Source organism: Pseudomonas sp. GW821-FHT09C10 (assembly GCF_059418085.1).
In genome coordinates, this window is the sequence record NZ_JBWKPE010000001.1 from 270,479 (window position 1) to 289,489 (window position 19,011).

Annotated in this window: 17 protein-coding genes and 1 pseudogene; 8 read left to right on the forward strand and 10 right to left on the reverse strand. The window is 61.7% G+C overall.

The window, feature by feature from the left end; translation table 11 throughout:
* Positions 1–3: 3 nt before the first annotated feature.
* The 7 genes from AC07OT_RS01215 to arnC are packed head-to-tail and all read right to left on the reverse strand — an operon-like array spanning position 4 to position 7,695.
* Positions 4–1,383, reverse strand: coding sequence for a UDP-glucose dehydrogenase family protein (locus tag AC07OT_RS01215; protein ID WP_495107191.1), 1,380 nt, complete (start codon positions 1,381–1,383; stop codon positions 4–6).
* The gene (arnF, locus tag AC07OT_RS01220; RefSeq protein ID WP_090404084.1) at positions 1,380–1,793 is read right to left on the reverse strand and encodes a 4-amino-4-deoxy-L-arabinose-phosphoundecaprenol flippase subunit ArnF; all 414 of its coding nucleotides are present in this window, start codon (positions 1,791–1,793) and stop codon (positions 1,380–1,382) included. The genes AC07OT_RS01215 and arnF overlap by 4 nt, the downstream gene beginning before the upstream one ends.
* Positions 1,790–2,137 (reverse strand): 4-amino-4-deoxy-L-arabinose-phosphoundecaprenol flippase subunit ArnE, encoded by a 348-nt coding sequence (gene arnE / locus AC07OT_RS01225; RefSeq protein ID WP_027605861.1) that lies wholly within the window; start codon positions 2,135–2,137, stop codon positions 1,790–1,792. The genes arnF and arnE overlap by 4 nt, the downstream gene beginning before the upstream one ends.
* Positions 2,134–3,789 (reverse strand): lipid IV(A) 4-amino-4-deoxy-L-arabinosyltransferase, encoded by a 1,656-nt coding sequence (gene arnT, locus AC07OT_RS01230; RefSeq protein WP_495107192.1) that lies wholly within the window; start codon positions 3,787–3,789, stop codon positions 2,134–2,136. Before arnT ends, arnE begins: the two co-directional genes overlap by 4 nt.
* Complete coding sequence (arnD, locus tag AC07OT_RS01235) at positions 3,786–4,670, reverse strand: 4-deoxy-4-formamido-L-arabinose-phosphoundecaprenol deformylase (protein WP_027605859.1); 885 nt, start codon at positions 4,668–4,670, stop codon at positions 3,786–3,788. Before arnD ends, arnT begins: the two co-directional genes overlap by 4 nt.
* Positions 4,670–6,661 (reverse strand): bifunctional UDP-4-amino-4-deoxy-L-arabinose formyltransferase/UDP-glucuronic acid oxidase ArnA, encoded by a 1,992-nt coding sequence (arnA, locus tag AC07OT_RS01240; RefSeq protein ID WP_495107193.1) that lies wholly within the window; start codon positions 6,659–6,661, stop codon positions 4,670–4,672. Before arnA ends, arnD begins: the two co-directional genes overlap by 1 nt.
* The gene (gene arnC, locus AC07OT_RS01245; protein ID WP_495102071.1) at positions 6,658–7,695 is read right to left on the reverse strand and encodes an undecaprenyl-phosphate 4-deoxy-4-formamido-L-arabinose transferase; all 1,038 of its coding nucleotides are present in this window, start codon (positions 7,693–7,695) and stop codon (positions 6,658–6,660) included. Before arnC ends, arnA begins: the two co-directional genes overlap by 4 nt.
* Before the next feature lie 400 nt (positions 7,696–8,095).
* On the opposite strand from arnC, the gene AC07OT_RS01250 reads away from it, so the two are divergent.
* Positions 8,096–8,908, forward strand: coding sequence for a M949_RS01915 family surface polysaccharide biosynthesis protein (locus AC07OT_RS01250; RefSeq protein ID WP_253490086.1), 813 nt, complete (start codon positions 8,096–8,098; stop codon positions 8,906–8,908).
* Between the two features lie 108 nt (positions 8,909–9,016).
* Complete coding sequence (locus AC07OT_RS01255) at positions 9,017–9,931, forward strand: site-specific integrase (RefSeq protein WP_495107194.1); 915 nt, start codon at positions 9,017–9,019, stop codon at positions 9,929–9,931.
* A 16-nt stretch (positions 9,932–9,947) separates the two neighbouring features.
* Here the strand turns inward: AC07OT_RS01255 and AC07OT_RS01260 are convergent, their stop codons facing one another.
* Together AC07OT_RS01260 and AC07OT_RS01265 are read right to left on the reverse strand one after the other, a co-directional pair.
* Positions 9,948–10,805: an SDR family oxidoreductase gene (locus tag AC07OT_RS01260; RefSeq protein WP_495107195.1), complete on the reverse strand. Its 858-nt coding sequence runs from the start codon at positions 10,803–10,805 to the stop codon at positions 9,948–9,950.
* 100 nt (positions 10,806–10,905) lie between these two features.
* Entirely contained in the window at positions 10,906–12,114 is a 1,209-nt protein-coding gene (locus AC07OT_RS01265) for a multidrug effflux MFS transporter (protein ID WP_495107196.1), read from the reverse strand.
* Between the two features lie 136 nt (positions 12,115–12,250).
* Between AC07OT_RS01265 and AC07OT_RS01270 the strand changes: the two are divergent.
* From AC07OT_RS01270 to AC07OT_RS01290, 5 genes and pseudogenes are all read left to right on the forward strand, one after another.
* Positions 12,251–13,006: pseudogene (locus AC07OT_RS01270) on the forward strand (MCP four helix bundle domain-containing protein); the annotation flags it as partial.
* A 132-nt stretch (positions 13,007–13,138) separates the two neighbouring features.
* Complete coding sequence (locus tag AC07OT_RS01275; protein ID WP_370671277.1) at positions 13,139–13,864, forward strand: methyl-accepting chemotaxis protein; 726 nt, start codon at positions 13,139–13,141, stop codon at positions 13,862–13,864.
* Between the two features lie 200 nt (positions 13,865–14,064).
* Positions 14,065–14,985: a ribokinase gene (gene rbsK / locus AC07OT_RS01280; RefSeq protein WP_141157757.1), complete on the forward strand. Its 921-nt coding sequence runs from the start codon at positions 14,065–14,067 to the stop codon at positions 14,983–14,985.
* 26 nt (positions 14,986–15,011) lie between these two features.
* Positions 15,012–16,343 (forward strand): L-fucose:H+ symporter permease, encoded by a 1,332-nt coding sequence (gene fucP / locus AC07OT_RS01285; RefSeq protein ID WP_027605850.1) that lies wholly within the window; start codon positions 15,012–15,014, stop codon positions 16,341–16,343.
* The gene (locus AC07OT_RS01290) at positions 16,340–17,386 is read left to right on the forward strand and encodes an aldose 1-epimerase family protein (RefSeq protein ID WP_495107197.1); all 1,047 of its coding nucleotides are present in this window, start codon (positions 16,340–16,342) and stop codon (positions 17,384–17,386) included. The genes fucP and AC07OT_RS01290 overlap by 4 nt, the downstream gene beginning before the upstream one ends.
* Here AC07OT_RS01290 and deoR read toward each other — a convergent pair.
* On the reverse strand, positions 17,383–18,141 hold the full coding sequence (gene deoR / locus AC07OT_RS01295; protein WP_495107198.1) for a DNA-binding transcriptional repressor DeoR: 759 nt from the start codon (positions 18,139–18,141) through the stop codon (positions 17,383–17,385). The two genes, AC07OT_RS01290 and deoR, sit on opposite strands and share 4 nt — an antisense overlap.
* A gap of 128 nt (positions 18,142–18,269) precedes the next feature.
* Here deoR and deoC point away from each other — a divergent pair, with 128 nt between their 5' ends.
* Positions 18,270–18,953, forward strand: a complete 684-nt coding sequence (gene deoC, locus AC07OT_RS01300) for a deoxyribose-phosphate aldolase (RefSeq protein ID WP_495107199.1) — start codon at positions 18,270–18,272, stop codon at positions 18,951–18,953.
* Positions 18,954–19,011 lie beyond the last annotated feature (58 nt).

Consider the following 19,011-nt stretch of genomic DNA (forward strand, 5'->3'; position numbering starts at 1 on the left):
GACTCAGGCTTCCACGACCCGGGGCATCCACTGTTGCTGGGGGATCGGCAACTGGCAGGAATCGCCACGGCCGATCGGGTAGTACTGGAAGCCTTTGCGCGCCAGGCGCTCACCGTCATACAGGTTGCGGCCGTCGAAGATCACTGGGGTTTTCAGGCGCTGGTGGATCAGCTCGAAGTCGGGCGCCTTGAACTGCTGCCATTCGGTGCAGACGATCAACGCATCGGCGCCGAGCAACGTGGATTCCGGCGTGCCCATCAGCATCAGCCGCTCCTCGTCAGCGTAGATGCGCTGGGTTTCCTGCATGGCTTCCGGGTCGAACGCCCGCACATTGGCGCCGGCGGCCCACAACGCTTCCATCAGCACGCGGCTGGGTGCATCGCGCATGTCGTCGGTGTTGGGCTTGAACGCCAGGCCCCACAGGGCAAAGGTCTTGCCGCGCAGGTTGCCCTGGAAGAACGCATTGATACGTTCGAACAGCTTGCTCTTCTGGCGCTGGTTGATGGCTTCCACGGCTTCCAGCAGGTCGCTGGAGCAGTTGGCCTGCTTGGCGCTGTGGATCAAGGCGCGCATGTCCTTGGGGAAGCACGAGCCGCCGTAGCCGCAGCCGGGGTAGATAAAGTGGTAGCCGATGCGCGAGTCGGCGCCGATGCCCAGGCGCACGGCTTCGATATCGGCGCCCAGGTGTTCGGCCAGTTCGGCGATCTGGTTGATGAAGCTGATCTTGGTCGCCAGCATGCAGTTGGCGGCGTATTTGGTCAGTTCGGCGCTGCGCAGGTCCATGAAGATGATGCGGTCATGGTTGCGGTTGAACGGCGCGTACAGGTCGCGCATCACGTCGCGCACTTCTTCACGCTCGCAGCCGATGATGATGCGGTCCGGGCGGCGGCAGTCGGCAACGGCCGAGCCTTCCTTGAGGAATTCCGGGTTGGAGACGATATCGAACTCCAGGTGTCGGCCGGCCAGGTGCAGGGCTTTTTCGATATGGGCGCGCAGGGTGTCGCCGGTGCCCACCGGGACGGTGGATTTCTCCACCAGGATCACCGGGTCGATACGGTGGCGGGCCACCGCGTCGCCCACCGACAGCACGTACTTGAGGTCGGCCGAGCCGTCTTCATCCGACGGCGTACCCACCGCGATAAACAGCACTTCGCCGTGTTCGACGGCAAGCTTTTCGTCAAAGGTGAAGTGCAGTCGCCCGCTCTCCAGGTTTTCCTTGACCATGGCCGCCAGCCCCGGCTCGAAGATGCTCACATGGCCTTGCTGCAGGAGCTTGACCTTGTTCTGATCGACGTCCATGCAGATGACATCGTGACCGACTTCGGCTAATACGGTGGCCTGTACCAGACCGACGTAACCACTACCAAATACACTGATTTTCATGGGGCATTCCTGGCGCTTGCAGCGCTAGCACGGCGAGAGTTAATAACCAGCACACCAAGGATGACAAGCGCCACCCCCAGGGTTTTCGAGAGAGAAAAATGTTCGTTGAACACCGGCAGGCTGGCGGCCAGCAGGTACACCAGCGCATAGCTGATGCTCAGCAGCGAATAGGCGCGGCCCAGGGGCAGGTGCTTGAGGGCGCCGAGCCAGCAGAGCATCGACAGCGCGTAGGCCAGGATCGCCAGGCTCACTACGCCCAACGCGGCGAAGTCGATGGCGTTGCTGTTGAACGCCGTCAGCCATTCGGTAGGCAAGGGCAGGCGCGTCATGCTCCAGCGCATGCCCAACTGGGCGGCGCTGACCAGGCCAACGCTGCCCAGGGCCAGGGCAAAACCACGCACGCGGCTCATACCTGGCGCCCCAGCAGCACCACACCGGCAATCACCAGCACCACGCCCAGCCAATGCCGTGTGTCGATGGGTTCCTTGAACACACCGCGCGCCACCAGGGTGACCAGGACAAAATTGAGGCTGAGCATCGGGTAGGCGATGCCGACTTCCAGGCGCTGCAACACCAGCAACCACACCAGCAAACCAAAACCCAGGCACAACAGGGCCGACCACAACCACGGCGAGCGCAGTTTCAGCGCCCAGCCGTCGGGCTGGTCGCGCCAGCCTTCTACGGCGAATTTCTGCGAGACCTGGCCCATGCATGTCAGCAGGCAGGCCGCCAATAACAGGAGCAGTGTGATCATGGCGCAACCTGCGGGAACACCAGGATCACGATATTGCCTTGCTCGTAGCGCTTGCCGTCCTTGGGCAGCAAGTCCACTTCGGCGATTTCGTCGTCACCCTTGACGCGCATCACCACACCGACCGCGCCGTGTTTGCGCGCGTCGCTCATCCATTGCTGGACCTGTGTGGTGTCGACCTTGTGATGGGCCGCATCGTCGAAGGCCAAGCCATATTTCACTTCGCCGACAGTGTTATAGAGGGTCACGTCCGGGCGCTTGACGCGCCACGCCAGGGCGGAGGCCGCGCCAAGGTCGTTGCTCAGCAACGCGCTGGTCTGGCTCAACTCCTGGAGGTGATCGATGATGAACTGGTCCGGGGTCTTGTTATAAACCACCGAATGGGGCAATGCGGCCGGGACCAGCGCCACCAGCAACCAGCTGCCGATCACCGGCGCTGCCCACAAGCGCAGCGGGCGCGAGGCCTGCAACAGGTTGGCAACGATCCAGCCGAACAGGAAGACAAACACCAGCACCAGGCTGAGGGTTTCACTGCCGTGCTCGTACACCGGTTTTTTCAGTTGGAACCAGGTCAGGGCCAGTAACGCCACAACGCCAATCACCAGGTTCAGCCAGCCGTTGATGCGCAACACGCGCCCACGGGCCTGGGCCAGTTTGTCGGCCAGGGTGTGGCCCATCAGCAACGCCAGCGGCAGCAGGCACGGCATGATGTAGGAGGGCAACTTGCCCTTGGCCAGGCTGAAAAACGCCAGGGGCATCAGCAGCCACAACAACAGGAAGGCGGTTTTCGCCGCGCGTTTTTCCTGCCACGCCTGTTTCAGGGTGGACGGCAACAGCGCCACCCACGGCAGGCAGAAGGCGATCAGCAGCGGCAGGTAGTACCAGAACGGTTCGGCGTGCTGGGCATCCTCGCCGGCAAAGCGCTGAATATGCTCGTGCCAAAAGAAGAAGTTCCAGTAGTCCGGCTCCTGCAGGTGCACGGCCAGGGCCCACGGTAGGCTCACCGCAATGGCCACGACCACGGCGACCAGGCCGTAGCCGAGCAGTTCGCGAAAGCGCTTCTGCCAGATCGCGTAGGGCAGGGCGATCAATACCGGCAACAGCCACGCCAGGAAGCCCTTGGTCATAAAGCCCATGCCACAGGCGAACCCGAGCAGCGCCCAGGCCCCCAGGCGGCCGTTGCGGGTGGTGCTGTCGAAGCAGAACCACAGGGCGACGCCGGTCAGGTTGACCCAGAACGTGAACTGCGGATCGAGGTTGGCATAGCCGCCCAAGGCCGCCACGCTGACAAAACTCATGTACAGCACGCTGCTGACCAGGCTTTTTTGCGGGTCATTCCACAACCGGCGCGACACCAGGTAAACCAGCAGGATGCTCAAGCCGGTGCTCAGCGCCGAGGCGAAGCGCACGCCAAACAGGTTTTGCCCAAAGATCGCCTGGCCCAGCGCGATCATCCAGTAACCGGCAGCCGGTTTTTCGAAATAGCGGATCCCCATGAAGTGCGGCGAGGCCCACTTGCCGGTCAGCAGCATTTCCTGGCTGATCTGTGCATAGCGGGTTTCATCCGGAATCCACAGGCCGTGGGTAGTCAGCGGCAACAGGTAAAACACACCGAACGCCAGCAGGAGCAGGGGCAAGGCCCAACGCCGGATCATGCCTGCTGCACTCCGAGCCAACCCTCACGGCCGCTCAAGGCGCCGCGCACCAGGTGTTGCCGGGGCAGGGTGGTCAGGTCCGCAGGCAGCAAGTCGCCCAGGGGGTTGAAGTCGATGCCGCGCTGCCCTGCCTGGGCGAGCAACTGGCGAAAATCATTGGCCATCAGAATCCCTTCTACTTCTGCGTGGATCGTGTAGACGTTGAGCTTCGACTCGGCAAACCGGTCAAGAATGAAACCGTTGAAGTCCTTGGCGGCCACCACCGGCCCGACGACTTCGTCGAAGGTCGGCAGGTCCACCGGAATTTGGGGCGTACCCGCGCTGCCATCGGCCAATGTCGGCCGAAACAGGCTGGTACCCCGGCAATCGCTGTTGTAGCGAAAGTTGAAACCTTGCTTGGCCTGCACCACCCGCTCATCGGCACGCCAACCAGCAGCCGCCGAACAGTCGATGCGCTCGCCGAGGATGTCGCTCAAGGTCTCCACGCCGCGTCGAATCTGCTCCACCAGCTGTGCATCGCTCCAACGCCCGGTGTTGGCCTGCCAGCCGTGGTGATCCCAGGCGTGCAGGCCGACTTCATGCCCCGCCGCCTTGGCCTGGCGCATCAAGTGCCCCAGGTCACGGCCGATCGGCTTGCCTGGCCAGGCGGTGCCGGCCAGCAGGATGTCCCAGCCGTACAGGCCGGCCGCGTTGGAACGCAGCATCTTCCACAGGAACTGCGGGCGGATCAGGCGCCACAAGTGGCGCCCCATGTTGTCCGGCCCGACACTGAAGAAGAACGTCGCCTTGACCCCGGCCTCATCCAGGGATTCGAGCAACCGTGGCACGCCTTCACGGGTGCCGCGGTAGGTATCGACGTCGATGCGCAAGCCTGCCTTCATTACTTTTTGTCCGCGATTTCGAGCATGGCTTCACGCAGGAAGAAGTCCAGCGTGTTGCCGATGGTTTCGCTCATTTCCACGGTCGGCTCCCAGTTCAGCAGGCGCTTGGCGTTTTCGATGCTTGGCTTGCGGTGTGCCACGTCCTGGTAACCGGTGCCGTAGAACGCCTTGCTCTCGACGTCACGGAAACCGGCGAACGGCGGGAAGTTACCGCGCAGCGGGTGCGCCTCGAACTGACGTAGCAACTCTTCGCCCAACTGGCGGATGCTGGCTTCGTTTTCCGGGTTGCCGATGTTGATGATCTGGCCGTTGCAGGCATCGTTGTCGTTATCGATGATGCGCGCCAGGGCTTCGATACCGTCGGCGATGTCAGTGAAGCAACGCTTCTGCTCGCCACCGTCGAACAGGCGGATTGGCGTACCTTCCACCAGGTTCAGGATCAGCTGGGTGATCGCCCGGGAGCTGCCGATACGCGCCGAATCCAGGCGGTCCAGGCGCGGGCCCATCCAGTTGAACGGACGGAACAGAGTGAAATTCAGGCCCTTGGCGCCGTAGGCCCAGATCACGCGGTCCAGCAGTTGCTTGGAGACCGAGTAGATCCAGCGCTGTTTGTTGACCGGGCCGACCACCAGGTTGGAGGTGTCTTCATCGAAATACTGGTCCTGGCACATGCCATAGACTTCGGAGGTCGACGGGAAGATCACGCGCTTGTTGTACTTGACGCAGTAGCGCACCAGCTTGAGGTTTTCTTCGAAGTCCAGCTCGAACACGCGCAGCGGGTTGCGGGTGTATTCGATCGGTGTGGCGATGGCCACCAGCGGCAGAACCACGTCGCACTTCTTGATGTGGTACTCGATCCACTCGGTGTGGATGCTGATGTCGCCTTCGACGTAATGGAAGTTCGGGTGGCTGCGCAGGCGCTCGATGGCGTCGGAGCCGATGTCCAGGCCGTAGACTTCATAACGGTCGTCACGCAGCAGGCGCTCGGACAGGTGGTTACCGATAAAGCCGTTCACACCCAGAATCAGCACGCGGGTCCGGCGCGGCTTGCGGCCGGACTCGGCACCGCGCAGTACGGAGCCGTCGACCAGGCCCAGTTCGTTGGCCAGTGACGGGCCGGCCAGGTACAGGCCGTTGTCGTTGCGCTGGCCGAACTTGACCACCAGAGAGTCTTCGCCGCAGGCGATGCGCAGCGGATTGACGCTGATCACACGGCCCGGCGCCTGGCCTTCATTGCCCTTGACCACTTCGGCTTGCCAGACGATGAGCTTGTGCTCGCCGACGGCGCAGAACGCGCCTGGGTACGGTTGAGTCACCGCGCGCACCAGGTTGAATAGTTCTTCAGCGGGTTTTTTCCACTCCAGCTTGCCGTCGGCTGCCGTACGGCGACCAAAGTAGGTGGCCTGGCTTTCGTCCTGGGCCGTCTCGCTCAGCTTGCCCGCAGCCAGTTGCGGCAGGGCGTCGCGCAGCAGGCTGGTGGCCGCATCACGCAGCTTGGCGTGCAGGGTCAGGCCGGTGTCGGTGCGCTCGATCCCGACTTTTTGCTGGGCCAGGATCGCGCCGGCATCGGCGCGCTTGACCATGCGGTGCAGGGTCACGCCGGTTTCGGTTTCGCCGTTGACCAGCACCCAGTTGGCCGGGGCACGGCCACGGTATTTAGGCAGCAACGAGCCGTGCAGGTTGAACGCGCCTTTGCTGGCGGTGGCCAACAGCGGCTCGCTCAGCAGGTTGCGGTAGTAGAAAGAAAAAATGTAGTCCGGGTTCAGCTTGGCGATGCGCTCGATCCACAGCGGGTGGTTGGCGTCTTCCGGCGCGTGTACCGGGATGCCGTTGCGCGCGCAGAGTTGGGCGACGGAGCCGTAGAAATTGTTTTCCTTGGGGTCGTCGGCATGGGTGAACACGGCGGCAATGTCGTAGCCGGCAGTCAGCAGGGCTTCAATGCCCGCACAGCCAATATCGTGGTAAGCGAAGACAACGGCTTTTGAATTCATGACGAAACCTGATCGGAAGGAAAAGTAGTGGTGGAATGGGAAGACACCAGGCCGTCGACGACGACCACGGGTGCCGGTGCTGCCGGTTGGTTGCGCAGCACTTTTTCAATAAAGAAGCGTGGGCGGGCGCGCACGTCGCTGTACATGCGGCCCAGGTATTCACCCAGCAGGCCCATGCCGATGAACTGGCCGCCGGTGAACACGAACAGCACCGCGAACAGTACGAACATGCCATCGCCGGCCCATTGGGCACCGAAGGCCAGGCGCAGGATGATCAGCGCGAAGGCGAACAGCACGCCCAGGCCCGCGAGGCTGAAGCCGACAATGGACAATAGGCGCAGCGGGGTGGTGGTCATGCAGGTCAGCAGGTCGAACATCAGGCTGATCAGGCGCATGGCGCTGTATTTGGATTCGCCGTGTTCACGCTCGGCGTGGTGCACCAGGATCTCGGTGGTGTGACGGGCAAAGCCGTTGGCCAGGATCGGGATGAAGGTGCTGCGCTCGCGGCAGGCGAGCATGGCGTCGACGATGGTGCGCCGGTAAGCGCGCAACATGCAGCCGTAGTCGCTCATGGCCACGCCGGTGGAGCGTTGCACGGCGAGGTTGATCAGGCGCGAAGGCCAGCGGCGAAAGGCTGAGTCCTGGCGATTGTTGCGCACCGTGGCGACCACGTCGTAGCCCAGGGCGGCCTGTTCAACCAGGCGCGGGATTTCTTCGGGGGGGTTCTGCAGGTCGGCGTCGAGGGTAATCACCACGTCGCCCCGGCACTGCTCGAAACCGGCCATGATCGCCGCATGCTGCCCGTAGTTGCGATTGAGGATCACCGCCACCACGTTGCTGCCGTCTTGCGCGGCGGCGTCTTCGAGCAATTGGGCGGAGTTGTCGCGGCTACCGTCATCCACCAGGATGATTTCGTATTCGTAGGCCAGTTGCTTGCAGGCGGCAGTGGTACGACGCAGCAGTTCAGGCAGGCTTTCTTGTTCGTTGTAGACCGGGATAACGATCGACACGCAATGAATAGGGTAGGGTTTCAAAGATTCATGACCTCGGGGCTGGAGCAACTTGGCGCGTGAAAGCAGTAGTAATCATTGGACGAACACCTGGCCCGCACTTAAAAAGCGGCACTAAAGATGAAGCGTAATCAACAGCTTAGCTGGTGTTGTGGAATTCGCTCTGAAGTTTCACGTTCAAGATTAAGCGCAAAAATGTTGAACAGATATGAAAGGCAGATGAAAAACTCGTTTATTTGACAGGTAGACAGCTAGGGTTCAGCTACATAACTAAGGTATGGCAGGGTAAGGTCCGCAGGCTGAATAGGCGTTGTCTGCTGGTGAGGCGCTTTAATCCGCCAGTCCTTGGTCTTAATTGAAGAATCTTCTCTGCAATGCGCTTCAAGTGCCGGTAAAGTAAGCCATCTCTTGCCAGGGTACTCGGATGAATAGCGTGCAGCGTATAAGCGGCCAATGGCGGCCCGTTTTGATCGGATTGTTGATGACGGCGGCCTGCGTCAGCGCCGTACGGGCAGATGATGGCGTGGCGCTCACCGCGCTCGCTCAAGTGCCTGAGGGTGTTGAAGTGCGCGGCAGGCAGGTCGCCGCCTATACCTGGGACGACCGCCAGGGCAAGAACCTGCTGGTGCTCTCCGAGCAGGTCAGCGAACGCGAGGATGACGGTACCCAGTCGGCGTTTGTCTACGCGGCCCAATACCTGATCGACGGTGACCGTCCCAAGCGCATGTGGATGCTCTACGACGACGTGCAGCATTGCCAGTTCGATGCGGCGCTGCGCTTCGACATGGCCGCGACCAAGGTCACCGACCTCACCGGCGATGGCGTCACCCAGGCCACCGTGGGCTATTCGCGCACCTGCACCAGCGATGTCAGCCCCAACGAATTCAAGCTGATCATGCATGTCGGCAAGTCGCAGAAGTATCGCCTGCGCGGGGTCGACCGGGTCGGCGCAGCCTGGTGGGATGAAGAGGCCGGGGCCCTGCGTGGCATGCCGCTGCCCAAGGATTGCAGCGTGGCCGGGCAGCAGGCGCTGGTCAGCCAGTACAAGGAGCAGGGTACGGAGTTGCCGTTGCCGGGTTGCTATGGCGATGAGAAGGACTTTGCCAAGGCGCCGGAAGCTTACCTGGCCTTTATGCGTCAGCACTGGTTCGCCCTGATGCAGAAGCAGGATGCCGAATGGAGCCAGGCCCAGACCCAGCCCCAGGCGCCCACCGAGGATGAAGACACGGCACCGTGATTTTGTGCCAGGGCTTTTCCTGGGTTAGACTCGGTCTTCGCCAATTCACTAAATACCTCGATTAAACAATGAGTTGTTCGAGGTATTTAATCCAAAGGCTGATCTACCTTGACCGAGTCTATCCGCAACCCGTTGACCCTCTACCTCACCCGCCTGGCCCCCTCCAGCCAACTGACCATGCGCTACGTGCTGCAGGACGCCGCCGACCGCCTGGGCTTCGAAGACATCAACCTCGAAGACATCGACTGGCACCTGCTGCAACCCGAACATGTCATCGCGCTGGTCGCAGCGTTGCGTGAAGACGGCTACGCACCGAATACCTCATCCTTGTATGTGAATGCCGTGCGCGGGGTGATGAACGAAGCCTGGCGCATGAGCCTGATCAGCCAGGAACATCTCCTGAAAATGCGCACGGTCAAGGCCACCCCCGGCACGCGCCTGGGCCAGGGCCGCAATCTGCGTCGCACGTTGATCCGGGAGATGATGGAAGTCTGCGCCGCCGACCCTCGCCCCCAGGGCCTGCGTGATGCAGCGGTCATCGGCATCCTGTACGGCTCGGGCATGCGCAAGTCCGAGTCGGTCAACCTCGACCTGGCGCAGATCAATTTCGAGGAACGCAGCCTGCGGGTAATCGGCAAGGGCAACAAGGAGCTGGTCAAGTATGCACCGGACTGGGCTTTCGCCAAGTTGCAGGCCTGGTTGGCCTTCAGGCGTGAACAGCTCAAGGAAGGCGAGCAGGACGACAGCTTCCTGTTCAACCGCATACGCCGGGGCAGCCATATCACCCGCGAACGTATCACCAAGCACGCGATTTACTACATCGCCCGCCAGCGGGGTGAGCAGGTCGGGGTGAAGATCATGCCCCACGACTTTCGCCGCTCGTTTATCACGCGGGTGATCGAGGAGCATGACCTGTCGATTGCACAAAAGCTGGCGCACCACACCAATATCCAGACCACTGCCAGCTATGACGTGCGTGACGACAACGAGCGGCGGCGGGCGGTGGATCGGTTTGATCTGTAGAAGAACAGCTGCGGACCTACAGAATCGGTTTGCCGCCGGTGACCGCATAACGCGACCCCGAGATATAGCTGGCCTCGTCCGATGCCAGCAGCACATAAATCGGCGCCACCTCCACCGGTTGGCCGGGGCGGCCCAGTGGGGTTTCGCTGCCGAAACTCTGCACGTCGTCATCGGTCATGGTCGCCACGATCAACGGCGTCCAGATCGGGCCGGGCGCGACGCTGTTGACGCGGATGCCCTTGCTGCCGAGTAATTGCGCCAAGCCACCGGTGAAGTTAGCGATTGCGCCCTTGGTGGCGGCATAGGTCAGCAGGGTCGGCTTGGGCATGTCGGAATTGACCGAGCTGGTGTTGATGATCGAACTGCCGGCCTTCATATGCGGCAGCGCGGCCTTGCAGAGGCGAAACATCGCGGTGATGTTGATATCGAAGGTCTTGACCCATTCCTCATCCTCGATCTCTTCGAGCGTCTCGTGGGTCATCTGGAATGCCGCGTTATTGACCAGCACGTCAATGCGCCCGAACTGTTCCACGGTCTTGTCGACCAGCGCCTGGCAGGTGGCTTTTTGCGCGATGTCGCCGGGCAGCAATAGGCATTGACGACCCGCTTCCTCGACCCAGCGCGCGGTTTCCCTGGCGTCTTCGTGTTCGTCCAGGTAGGCGATGGCCACATCGGCACCTTCACGGGCGAAGGCGATGGCCACTGCGCGGCCAATGCCGCTGTCGGCGCCGGTGATCAGGGCGATCTTGTTGGCCAGCCGGCCGGACCCCTTGTAACTCTGTTCCCCACAGTCCGGGTACGGGTCCATGGTGCGTTGGGTACCGGGCACGTTTTGCGCCTGGGGGGCGAAGGGCGGGCGTGGGTAGTCAGTCATTTCCAATCTCCATAGGTTTCGAACGGTGCTATGGGATTAGTAGTTTCATGACCGGCGATAGTTGTAATGGATGCCGGCCAGGCCCGACGAGCGGTATCGCTCAGCCGTGGGGCGGGGCGCTCGCCAGGTGTGCCGGCAGACGGCGCAAGGTCCACAGGGTGGTGAGCATCGCCGCGAGCGCACACAGCGCGATACCGATGAGCATCGGCGCCGGTGTGTGGTCGGCGAACACTCCGACCAGGGTCATGGACACGGCAGCGGTGATCATCTGGATCGCGCCCAACAGGGCGGAGGCAGATCCCGCCACAGCACCATGATCCTCCAGGGATAACACGCCCGCCGCCGGCAACAGCAGGCCGAGGAAACCGAAGCCGATAAACAGCAACGCCATCATCAAGGCCAGGCTGTCGACCCATAGCGTGCTCGCGGCCAGCAAGACCATCACGGCGGCTACGGCGACCACCGACCAACGAATCAGTGGCGCCAGGCCAAAGCGCGCGCTCAAGCGTGCAGTGAGTTGGCTCATGGCGAAAAACGACGCGGCGTTCAGGGCGAAACACAGGCTGAACTGGGTAGGCGTAAGGCCGAAGTATTCGATATACACGAAGGGCGCACTGCCGATAAACACGAAGAACGTCGCCAGCCCGAACCCGCACACCACTGACAGACCGATGAAGACCGGGTCACGCAGCAGTGCGCCGTAGCTGCTGAACGCCGTGCCCAAGGTCTTGCCCAGCCGGCGCTCGGCGGGATGGGTTTCGGGCAGCTGCACAATTGTCATCACCAGGCACAGCACGGCCACCACCGCGAGCACGGCGAACACTTCGCGCCAGCTCCACAACGAAATCACCAGGCTGCCGGCCAGCGGCGCGAGAATCGGCGACACACTCATCACCAGCATCAGCAACGCCATCAACCGCGCGGCTTCATGGCCGGTGTACAGGTCGCGCACGATCGCCCGGGGAATGACCATCCCGGCACAGGCGCCGAAGGCCTGCACGGCACGAAAGCCGATCAGCACTTCAATGGTGGGCGCCAGCGCGCAGCCGATACTGCCCACGGCAAAGATCACCAGCCCCGCATAAATCGGCGGCTTGCGCCCGAATACATCGCTGATCGGGCCGTAGAACAGCTGGCACACCCCAATGACCATGAAGAACACGGTGAGGCTCATCTGTACCGCCGCCGGCGAGGCGTGCAGGCTGGCGCCCAGGGTAGGCAGGGCGGGCAGGTAGATGTCGATGGCGAACGGGCCGACGGCGGTGATCAACCCCAGCAGCAACGCAAGGTGGGCAATACTTCGGGACATGGGCGGTTTCCGGCAGCGCAAAAGTCGATCAGCTTAAGGGATCCGCGCAGATCCGCAAACTTAGGCTTCACTAACAGGGATTGATGCCGATAACGGTAAGAACGTTGCTTCGACGGTTGGGTATGGGGATGTCAGCATGACGATCAAATTACGCTTGATGCTGTTGATTGCCACTGGGTTGCTCACGGCTCTGGTCATGAGCCTGGCCGGCTACCTGGGGAATGTTCGGATGAGCGAGGCCGTACAGGATAGCGAGGTGAGCATGACGGTCCTGCGCAATCATATGGAAGCCGACATGATGCACGACGCACTGCGTGCCGACGTGCTGTCTGCCATGCTCGTGGGGTTGGGCAAAAGCACCAGCAGCAAGGATGAGGTCAACACCTCGTTGAAGGAACACGCCGAGCATTTCCGTCAGGTACTGGGCGACAACCTCAAGTTGCCGCTGGATGCCACGATCAAGACCGGCCTGGAAAAAATCAGACCCAGCCTGGACACCTATATCAGTGCCGGCGAGCGAATCGTTGCGCTGGCACTGGAGAATCCCGAGGCCGCTCGCGGGGAACTGGACACCTTCAACAAGGCGTTTTCCCAGCTGGAAGATCAAATGGCGGCGATGAGCGAGCTGATCGAAAGCAATACCCAGGAGACCAGCGCCAGCACGCGGCAGACCATCAGCCACGCCAATTTGACCTTGGGCGCCGTATTGCTCGCCAGCCTGTTGCTGCTGCTGGCCCAGGGGCGCTGGGTGTTGTCGAGCATCATGGCGCCGCTGCAGGCCGCCAGCCGCATTGCCGCCAGTATCGCCCGGGGTAACCTGAGCGAGCCGATTGTCGAACCCAAGCGCAAGGACGAAGCCAGCTCATTGATCCGTAGCCTTGCCACCATGCAGCGAGATCTGCGCGGCATGATCGAGGTGGTGCGCAGCAATGCCCACGGCGTCAATGGCATGAGCGAACGCTTGAGCCAGGGCTGCCATGACGTTGCCGGCAGCAGTCAGCAGCAAAGCGCGGCCGCCAGCACCATGGCGGCGGCGGCCAGTGAAATGACCGCCAGTATCGAAGAGATCACCCGGCATGCCGGACGCGCCCTGGACATGGCCAACCAAGCCGAAGCCCTGGCCAAGGATGGCGGCCGGGTGATCCACCAGGTGGTGAAGGATATGGATGGTATTGCTCGCTCAGCGCAGCAATCGGCCCAGGTCATTCGTACGCTGGACAAGGAGTCCGAGGCGATCTTCAGCATTATCCAAGTGATCAAGGGCATCGCTGACCAAACCAACCTGTTGGCCCTGAACGCCGCGATTGAAGCCGCCCGCGCCGGCGAGCAGGGACGCGGCTTTGCGGTGGTCGCCGATGAAGTGCGCAGCCTGGCGGGCCGCACCAGCGCCTCGACCCAGGAAATTGCCAGCATGGTCGGGCGTATCCAGCAGAACACCCGGGAAGCGGTGACCAGCATGGAGGAGGGCGTTACTCAAGTGGACAAAGGCATGGCGGTGACTGCCGAGGTGGAGCGAGCGATCCGCGATATTCTGCAGGCCACCCTGAATACCACCGAGTTGGTGAACGACATCTCGCGCACCATCGGTGAACAGAGCCTGGCCAGCAACGAGATCTCCCACCAGGTGGAGATGATTGCGGGGATGTCGGAAAACAACAGCCGCATCATCGGCGAAACCGCCTCGACCACCGATGAACTGGCCGGTCTGGCCGGCAAGTTGTCGCAATCCGTGGATCGCTTCAGCCTGTAACACCGCACAGACCTGATACACGCTTTATGGACCGGCCCCCTGTGGGTCGGTTTTTTTTGCCCGGTCCACCGGCCCATCCGCAGCGCTCATTGACCGGGCTTTGCAAAAAAAAGATTGAATATTCACACCTAATGTTATTTAAATAACAAAACAAGAGCGCCACGACCTGCCTGGTCGGGGTGCAACAAGGTGGAATAGCAATGAGCAAGATCGCAGTCATCGGCAGCAATATGGTGGATTTGATCACCTACATCGACCGCATGCCGGCCCAGGGCGAAACCCTGGAAGCGCCTGGTTTTGCCCTCGGGTGTGGCGGCAAGGGGGCAAACCAGGCGGTGGCGGCAGCCAAGCTTGGGGCCCAGGTGCTGATGTTGAGCAAGGTCGGCGACGACATGTTTGCCGACAACACCCTGGCCAACTTCCAGCGTTTTGGTATCGACACCCGTCATGTGCAGCGGGTGCCTGGGGTTTCCAGCGGTGTCGCGCCGATTTTTGTGCGGGCCGACTCCCACAACAGCATTCTGATCGTCAAAGGCGCCAATGCGCATTTGTTGCCGGCGGACATCGACGCGGCGGCCGCCGACCTGCGCGAGTGCACGCTGATCGTGCTGCAGTTGGAGATCAATCTGGAGACGGTCTACTACGCCATCGAATTTGCGCACCGGCACGGCATCGCGGTGCTGCTCAACCCGGCACCGGCCCTGGCCGGCCTGAGCGGGGAGCACCTGGCGCAGCTGGATTTCCTGATCCCCAATGAATCGGAACTGGCGTTGATCACCGGCCAGGTCGTGGACTCGCCGGACGCCGCCCAACGCGCCGCGCGCACGCTGGTGGCCAGCGGTATTCGCCACGTGATCGTCACCCTCGGTGAACACGGTGCGTTGTACGTGGGAGAGGAGGGCGAATTCCGGGTGCCGGGCCGAAAGGTCGTGGCACGGGACACCACGGGCGCCGGCGATGCCTTTATCGGTTGCTTCATCCAGCACTGGAGCCGCGACGGTGGTATCCGGCAGGCCATGGAACAGGCCGTGGCGTATTCCGCCTGCTCGGTCATGGCGCTGGGCACCCAGACGTCATATCCCGACAGCGACGCGTTCGCCCGTTTCCAGCAACAGCCGTAACCCCCAAACCAGCCCGGAGAACAATAATGAACAAACCTGCGCTGCAACAGACACCCGATGGTTTCTACCTGAACCGCACGCCCTGGTTCGCCTTTATCCTGCTGTGCAGCATCTTTGCGCTGTGGGCGGCGGCGGCAAGCATGAATGACGTGCTGATCGCACACTTCAAGAAAGCGTTTCTGCTCAGTGATTTCCAGACCGCCTTTGTGCAGTCGGCGTTTTACCTGGGTTACTTTTTCGTGGCGATTCCGGCGGCGATGGTGGTGCGTCGTTTCAGCTACAAGAGCACGATCCTGATCGGGTTGCTGCTGTACATGTTCGGCTGCCTGCTGTTTTTCCCGGCGGCGTCGACGGCCAAGTACGGCATGTTCCTGCTGGCGCTGTTTGTGATTGCGGCCGGCCTGTCGTTCCTGGAAACAGCCTGCAACACCTACTCGACCCTGATGGGGCCCAGGGAAACCGGGACGCGGCGCTTGAACATCTCGCAGACGTTCCACCCCTTCGGTGCGATGGCAGGGGTGTACGTCGGCAGTTTCGTGATGTTCAAGGACACCGACGCGACCACGGAACAACTGACCCGGATGAGCGCCTCCGAGGCCGCCGTGCAGCAGTTGCAGATGATCCAGTCCACGCTGTTGCCCTACAAGTGGATGATCGCCGTGCTGGTGCTGATGTTTATCCTGGTTGCGATCACTCGGTTCCCGGCCTGCAAGGGCAATAAGCCGGCTGACAGCAAGCCTGGCAGCCTGCGCCACAGCCTGGGCCGACTGTGGCGTAACCCGCGCTTTACCTTTGGCGTATTGGCGCAGTTTCTCTACGTGGGCGCCCAGGTCGGCGTGTGGAGTTTCACCATTCGCCTGGCGATGCAAATGGGCGGAATGAATGAGCGCAGCGCTTCATGGTTTTTGCTGACCACCTTTGCCGCCTACTTTGTCGGCAAGATGATCGCCAACCTGTTGATGCGCCGCCTGCATCCGGCCAAGGTCCTGGCGATCTACGGTGTGCTGTGCATTGTGCTGCTGGCCTACACCATTCTGGTGCCGAATATTTCGGCGGTGTACGCAGCGGTCGGCGTGAGTATTTTCCTCGGCCCGTGCTGGCCGACCATTTACGGCCTGACCATCGATGGCCTGGGTGAAGACACCGGCGTCGGCGGTTCATTGCTGGTGATGAGCATCGTCGGCGGCGGGGTGATTCCGATCTTCCAGGGCCTGTTGTCCGATGCCAGCGGCGGCAATATGCAACTGGCCTACAGCGTGCCATTGCTGTGCTTTATCGTGATCGTGATGTATGCGGTCAAGTGTATGCGCCAACCCGGCACGTTGCCGTCGAGCGCCGCCGCGGCGGTGGCCTCATGAATACGCGGATCCCGCTGTATCCAGCGGTGTTTGCCGAGCAGGAGAGAGTCCTGTTGCAGTCCGAGGATTTCAAGGTCAGTGCCTGGATCTATCCGTCCGGCGTGCTGGCCGTGAGCCTGGAGAACAGCCGTGGACGCCTGGTGCTGCTGCCTTATCAAGGGCAGATGATCTGGTCGGCGGTGTTCGACGGCTGTGACCTGACCATGAGCAATCTGTTCGTGCAACCCCGGCCCAGCCCGACGGTCATTGATACCTACGGCTGCTTCATGTTTCACAGTGGCCTGCTGCGCAACGGTTGCCCGGCGCCGGATGACACCCACGCCTTGCACGGCGAAATGCCTTGCGCCCCGATGGACTCGGCCTGGCTGGACATCGGCGAGGGCTTTGTGCGCCTGGGCGGTTGCTATCAATACGCCAAGGGCTTCGGCGATCGCTACCGGGCGTGCCCCAGCGTGACCCTGCGCGCCGATTCGGCGGTGTTCGATATCGACATGGACGTGACCAACCTGGCCGGCAAGCCTATGGAACTGATGTACATGGCCCATATGAACTACGCCTTTGTGGCCGGTGCGCGGTTTGTCGAGCCATGGGGCATGCAGCGCCTGCGCCTGCGCACCAGCATTCCGGACCACGTCAAGCCGACGCCGGACTGGAGTGCCTACATGGCGCAACTGGCCGAACAACCCGGGCAATTGGCCTGTCTCGATCAGCCGGGGTTGTACGATCCTGAAATCGTGTTTTTCTTCGACGGCGTCGGCACGGACGCCACCGGCCAGGCGCACTTCCTGCTGGATCATCCCGATGGCGCGGCGTTCTACACCCGCTATCGCCCCGAACAATTCGAGCACGCCGCACGCTGGATCCTGCACACGCCGGATCAGCAAGTGGCGGCGTTCGTGCTGCCATCGACGTGCGAACCCGAGGGCTATAACGCCGAGAAAGCCAAAGGCCATGTGCGTCTGCTGGCGGCGGGAGCCAGTGCTTCGTTCAGTGTCAGCACCGGCTACCTGAGCGCGCAGGAACGCCAGCGGTTGCTGGGTTAAACCAGCAATTGCGCGCCGTGGGCCTGGATGGCGTCCTTGTAGCTGCGGGGGATTTTCTTGTCGCTGACCACGTACTGAAAGTCCTCCAGGGCAGCGAAGTGAGCGGTGCGCACCGTGTCGAACTTGCTGAAGTCGGCGAGCAATACACGTTGCTGGGCCTGGCGCATGACCTTTTGCTTGACCTCGATTTCATTGAAGTTGAAGCACGTCACGCCGAATGCCTGGCTGACGCCGGCGGCCGTCACGAAGGCCCAGGTCAGGCGCACGCTGTCGAGGATGCTGCTTTCGGCACTGTTTTCAAACACCTGGTTCTTGCGGTGGAAGGTGCCGCCGCACAACACAATGTGGCAGTTGGGCTTGTTATGCAGCTTGAGCAGCACGTTCAAGGAGCTGCACACCGCCGTGAACTCCAAGTCGTCGGGGATGAAGTCGATCACAAACGGCGAGGTGGTACCGCAGTCGAAAAACACCGTATCACCGGGCTGGATCAGGCGCGCGGCGAGTTTGCCGATGCGGCGCTTTTCCTCGACGTGGCGGGTGTCCTGCTCGGCAACCCGGTAATCGCTGACCTCGCTGCCGACCCGGGTGATGTAGCCACCCAGCAGGCGCAGGTGATCACTGAAGTGGTTGAGATCGCGGCGCAGGGTCATCTCCGAAACCTCCAGCAGCGCCGCCATTTCCCTCAGGTGAATGGCGTTCTGGTCCTGCAAGGCTTGTTGGATAAGCTTGAGTCGCTCGGCTTTTCTACTGTCCACGAGTATTCCAGGGCTTGATTGTTTGTGTTAGATAATTAACATTTAGTGTTATTATTGTAACGCATTAGTGTGGGTGCTGTGACAAGCGGCACACGACCATTCGCAACATACAGGCAAGGGCACGTTAAATGAACACTCTTCAACCCGCAGCATTGGCCAAGTACATCGATCACACCTTGCTGGCGCCCGACGCCTCCCGCGAGCAGATTCGCACCTTGTGCGAGGAAGCCCGGGAGCACGGTTTTTATTCGGTGTGCCTGAACTCAGGGCAGGTGCCTTACGCCGCTTCCTGCCTGACCGACGACAGCGTGGTGATTTGTGCCGTGGTGGGCTTTCCCCTGGGCGCCGGCCTGAGTGACACCAAGGCCTTCGAAGCCGAACGGGCGATTGCCGCCGGGGCAGGGGAGATCGACATGGTGCTCAATATCGGCTGGTTGAAGGACGGTTTGCTGGAGGCAGTGCGCGAAGACATTGCCTTGGTCCACAAGGCCTGCGGCGCCGTGCCGTTGAAGGTCATCCTGGAAACCTGCCTGCTGGACGATGAAGAGAAAGTCCAGGCCTGCGAAATCTGCCGGTACCTGGGTGTGGCGTTCGTCAAGACCTCCACGGGGTTCAGCCGAAGCGGTGCCACCGCCGAAGACGTGGCCCTGATGCGTAAAACCGTGGGCGCTGCGGTTGGGGTCAAGGCGTCGGGGGGCGTGCGCGATTATCCGACGGCACTGAAGATGATTGAAGCCGGGGCGACACGCTTGGGCAGCAGTTCGGGGATTGCGATTGTCGGCGGGGCGATGACGGCGGCCAGTGGTTACTGAGTTTCGGGCCGGCGCCTGGCAGCCTGTAGGGAAATCCCTACAGGCTGCGCAACTCATT

Coding starts and splice junctions, on each gene's coding strand:
- AC07OT_RS01215 (WP_495107191.1), bottom strand. CDS start 1,383: ATGAAAATCAGTGTATTTGGTAGTGGTTACGTCGGTCTGGTACAGGCC.
- arnT (WP_495107192.1), bottom strand. CDS start 3,789: ATGATCCGGCGTTGGGCCTTGCCCCTGCTCCTGCTGGCGTTCGGTGTG.
- AC07OT_RS01275 (WP_370671277.1), top strand. CDS start 13,139: ATGGCGGCGGCGGCCAGTGAAATGACCGCCAGTATCGAAGAGATCACC.
- AC07OT_RS01250 (WP_253490086.1), top strand. CDS start 8,096: ATGAATAGCGTGCAGCGTATAAGCGGCCAATGGCGGCCCGTTTTGATC.
- fucP (WP_027605850.1), top strand. CDS start 15,012: ATGAACAAACCTGCGCTGCAACAGACACCCGATGGTTTCTACCTGAAC.
- rbsK (WP_141157757.1), top strand. CDS start 14,065: ATGAGCAAGATCGCAGTCATCGGCAGCAATATGGTGGATTTGATCACC.
- arnA (WP_495107193.1), bottom strand. CDS start 6,661: ATGAATTCAAAAGCCGTTGTCTTCGCTTACCACGATATTGGCTGTGCG.
- deoC (WP_495107199.1), top strand. CDS start 18,270: ATGAACACTCTTCAACCCGCAGCATTGGCCAAGTACATCGATCACACC.
- arnE (WP_027605861.1), bottom strand. CDS start 2,137: ATGATCACACTGCTCCTGTTATTGGCGGCCTGCCTGCTGACATGCATG.
- AC07OT_RS01265 (WP_495107196.1), bottom strand. CDS start 12,114: ATGTCCCGAAGTATTGCCCACCTTGCGTTGCTGCTGGGGTTGATCACC.
- arnD (WP_027605859.1), bottom strand. CDS start 4,670: ATGAAGGCAGGCTTGCGCATCGACGTCGATACCTACCGCGGCACCCGT.
- arnF (WP_090404084.1), bottom strand. CDS start 1,793: ATGAGCCGCGTGCGTGGTTTTGCCCTGGCCCTGGGCAGCGTTGGCCTG.
- AC07OT_RS01290 (WP_495107197.1), top strand. CDS start 16,340: ATGAATACGCGGATCCCGCTGTATCCAGCGGTGTTTGCCGAGCAGGAG.
- AC07OT_RS01260 (WP_495107195.1), bottom strand. CDS start 10,805: ATGACTGACTACCCACGCCCGCCCTTCGCCCCCCAGGCGCAAAACGTG.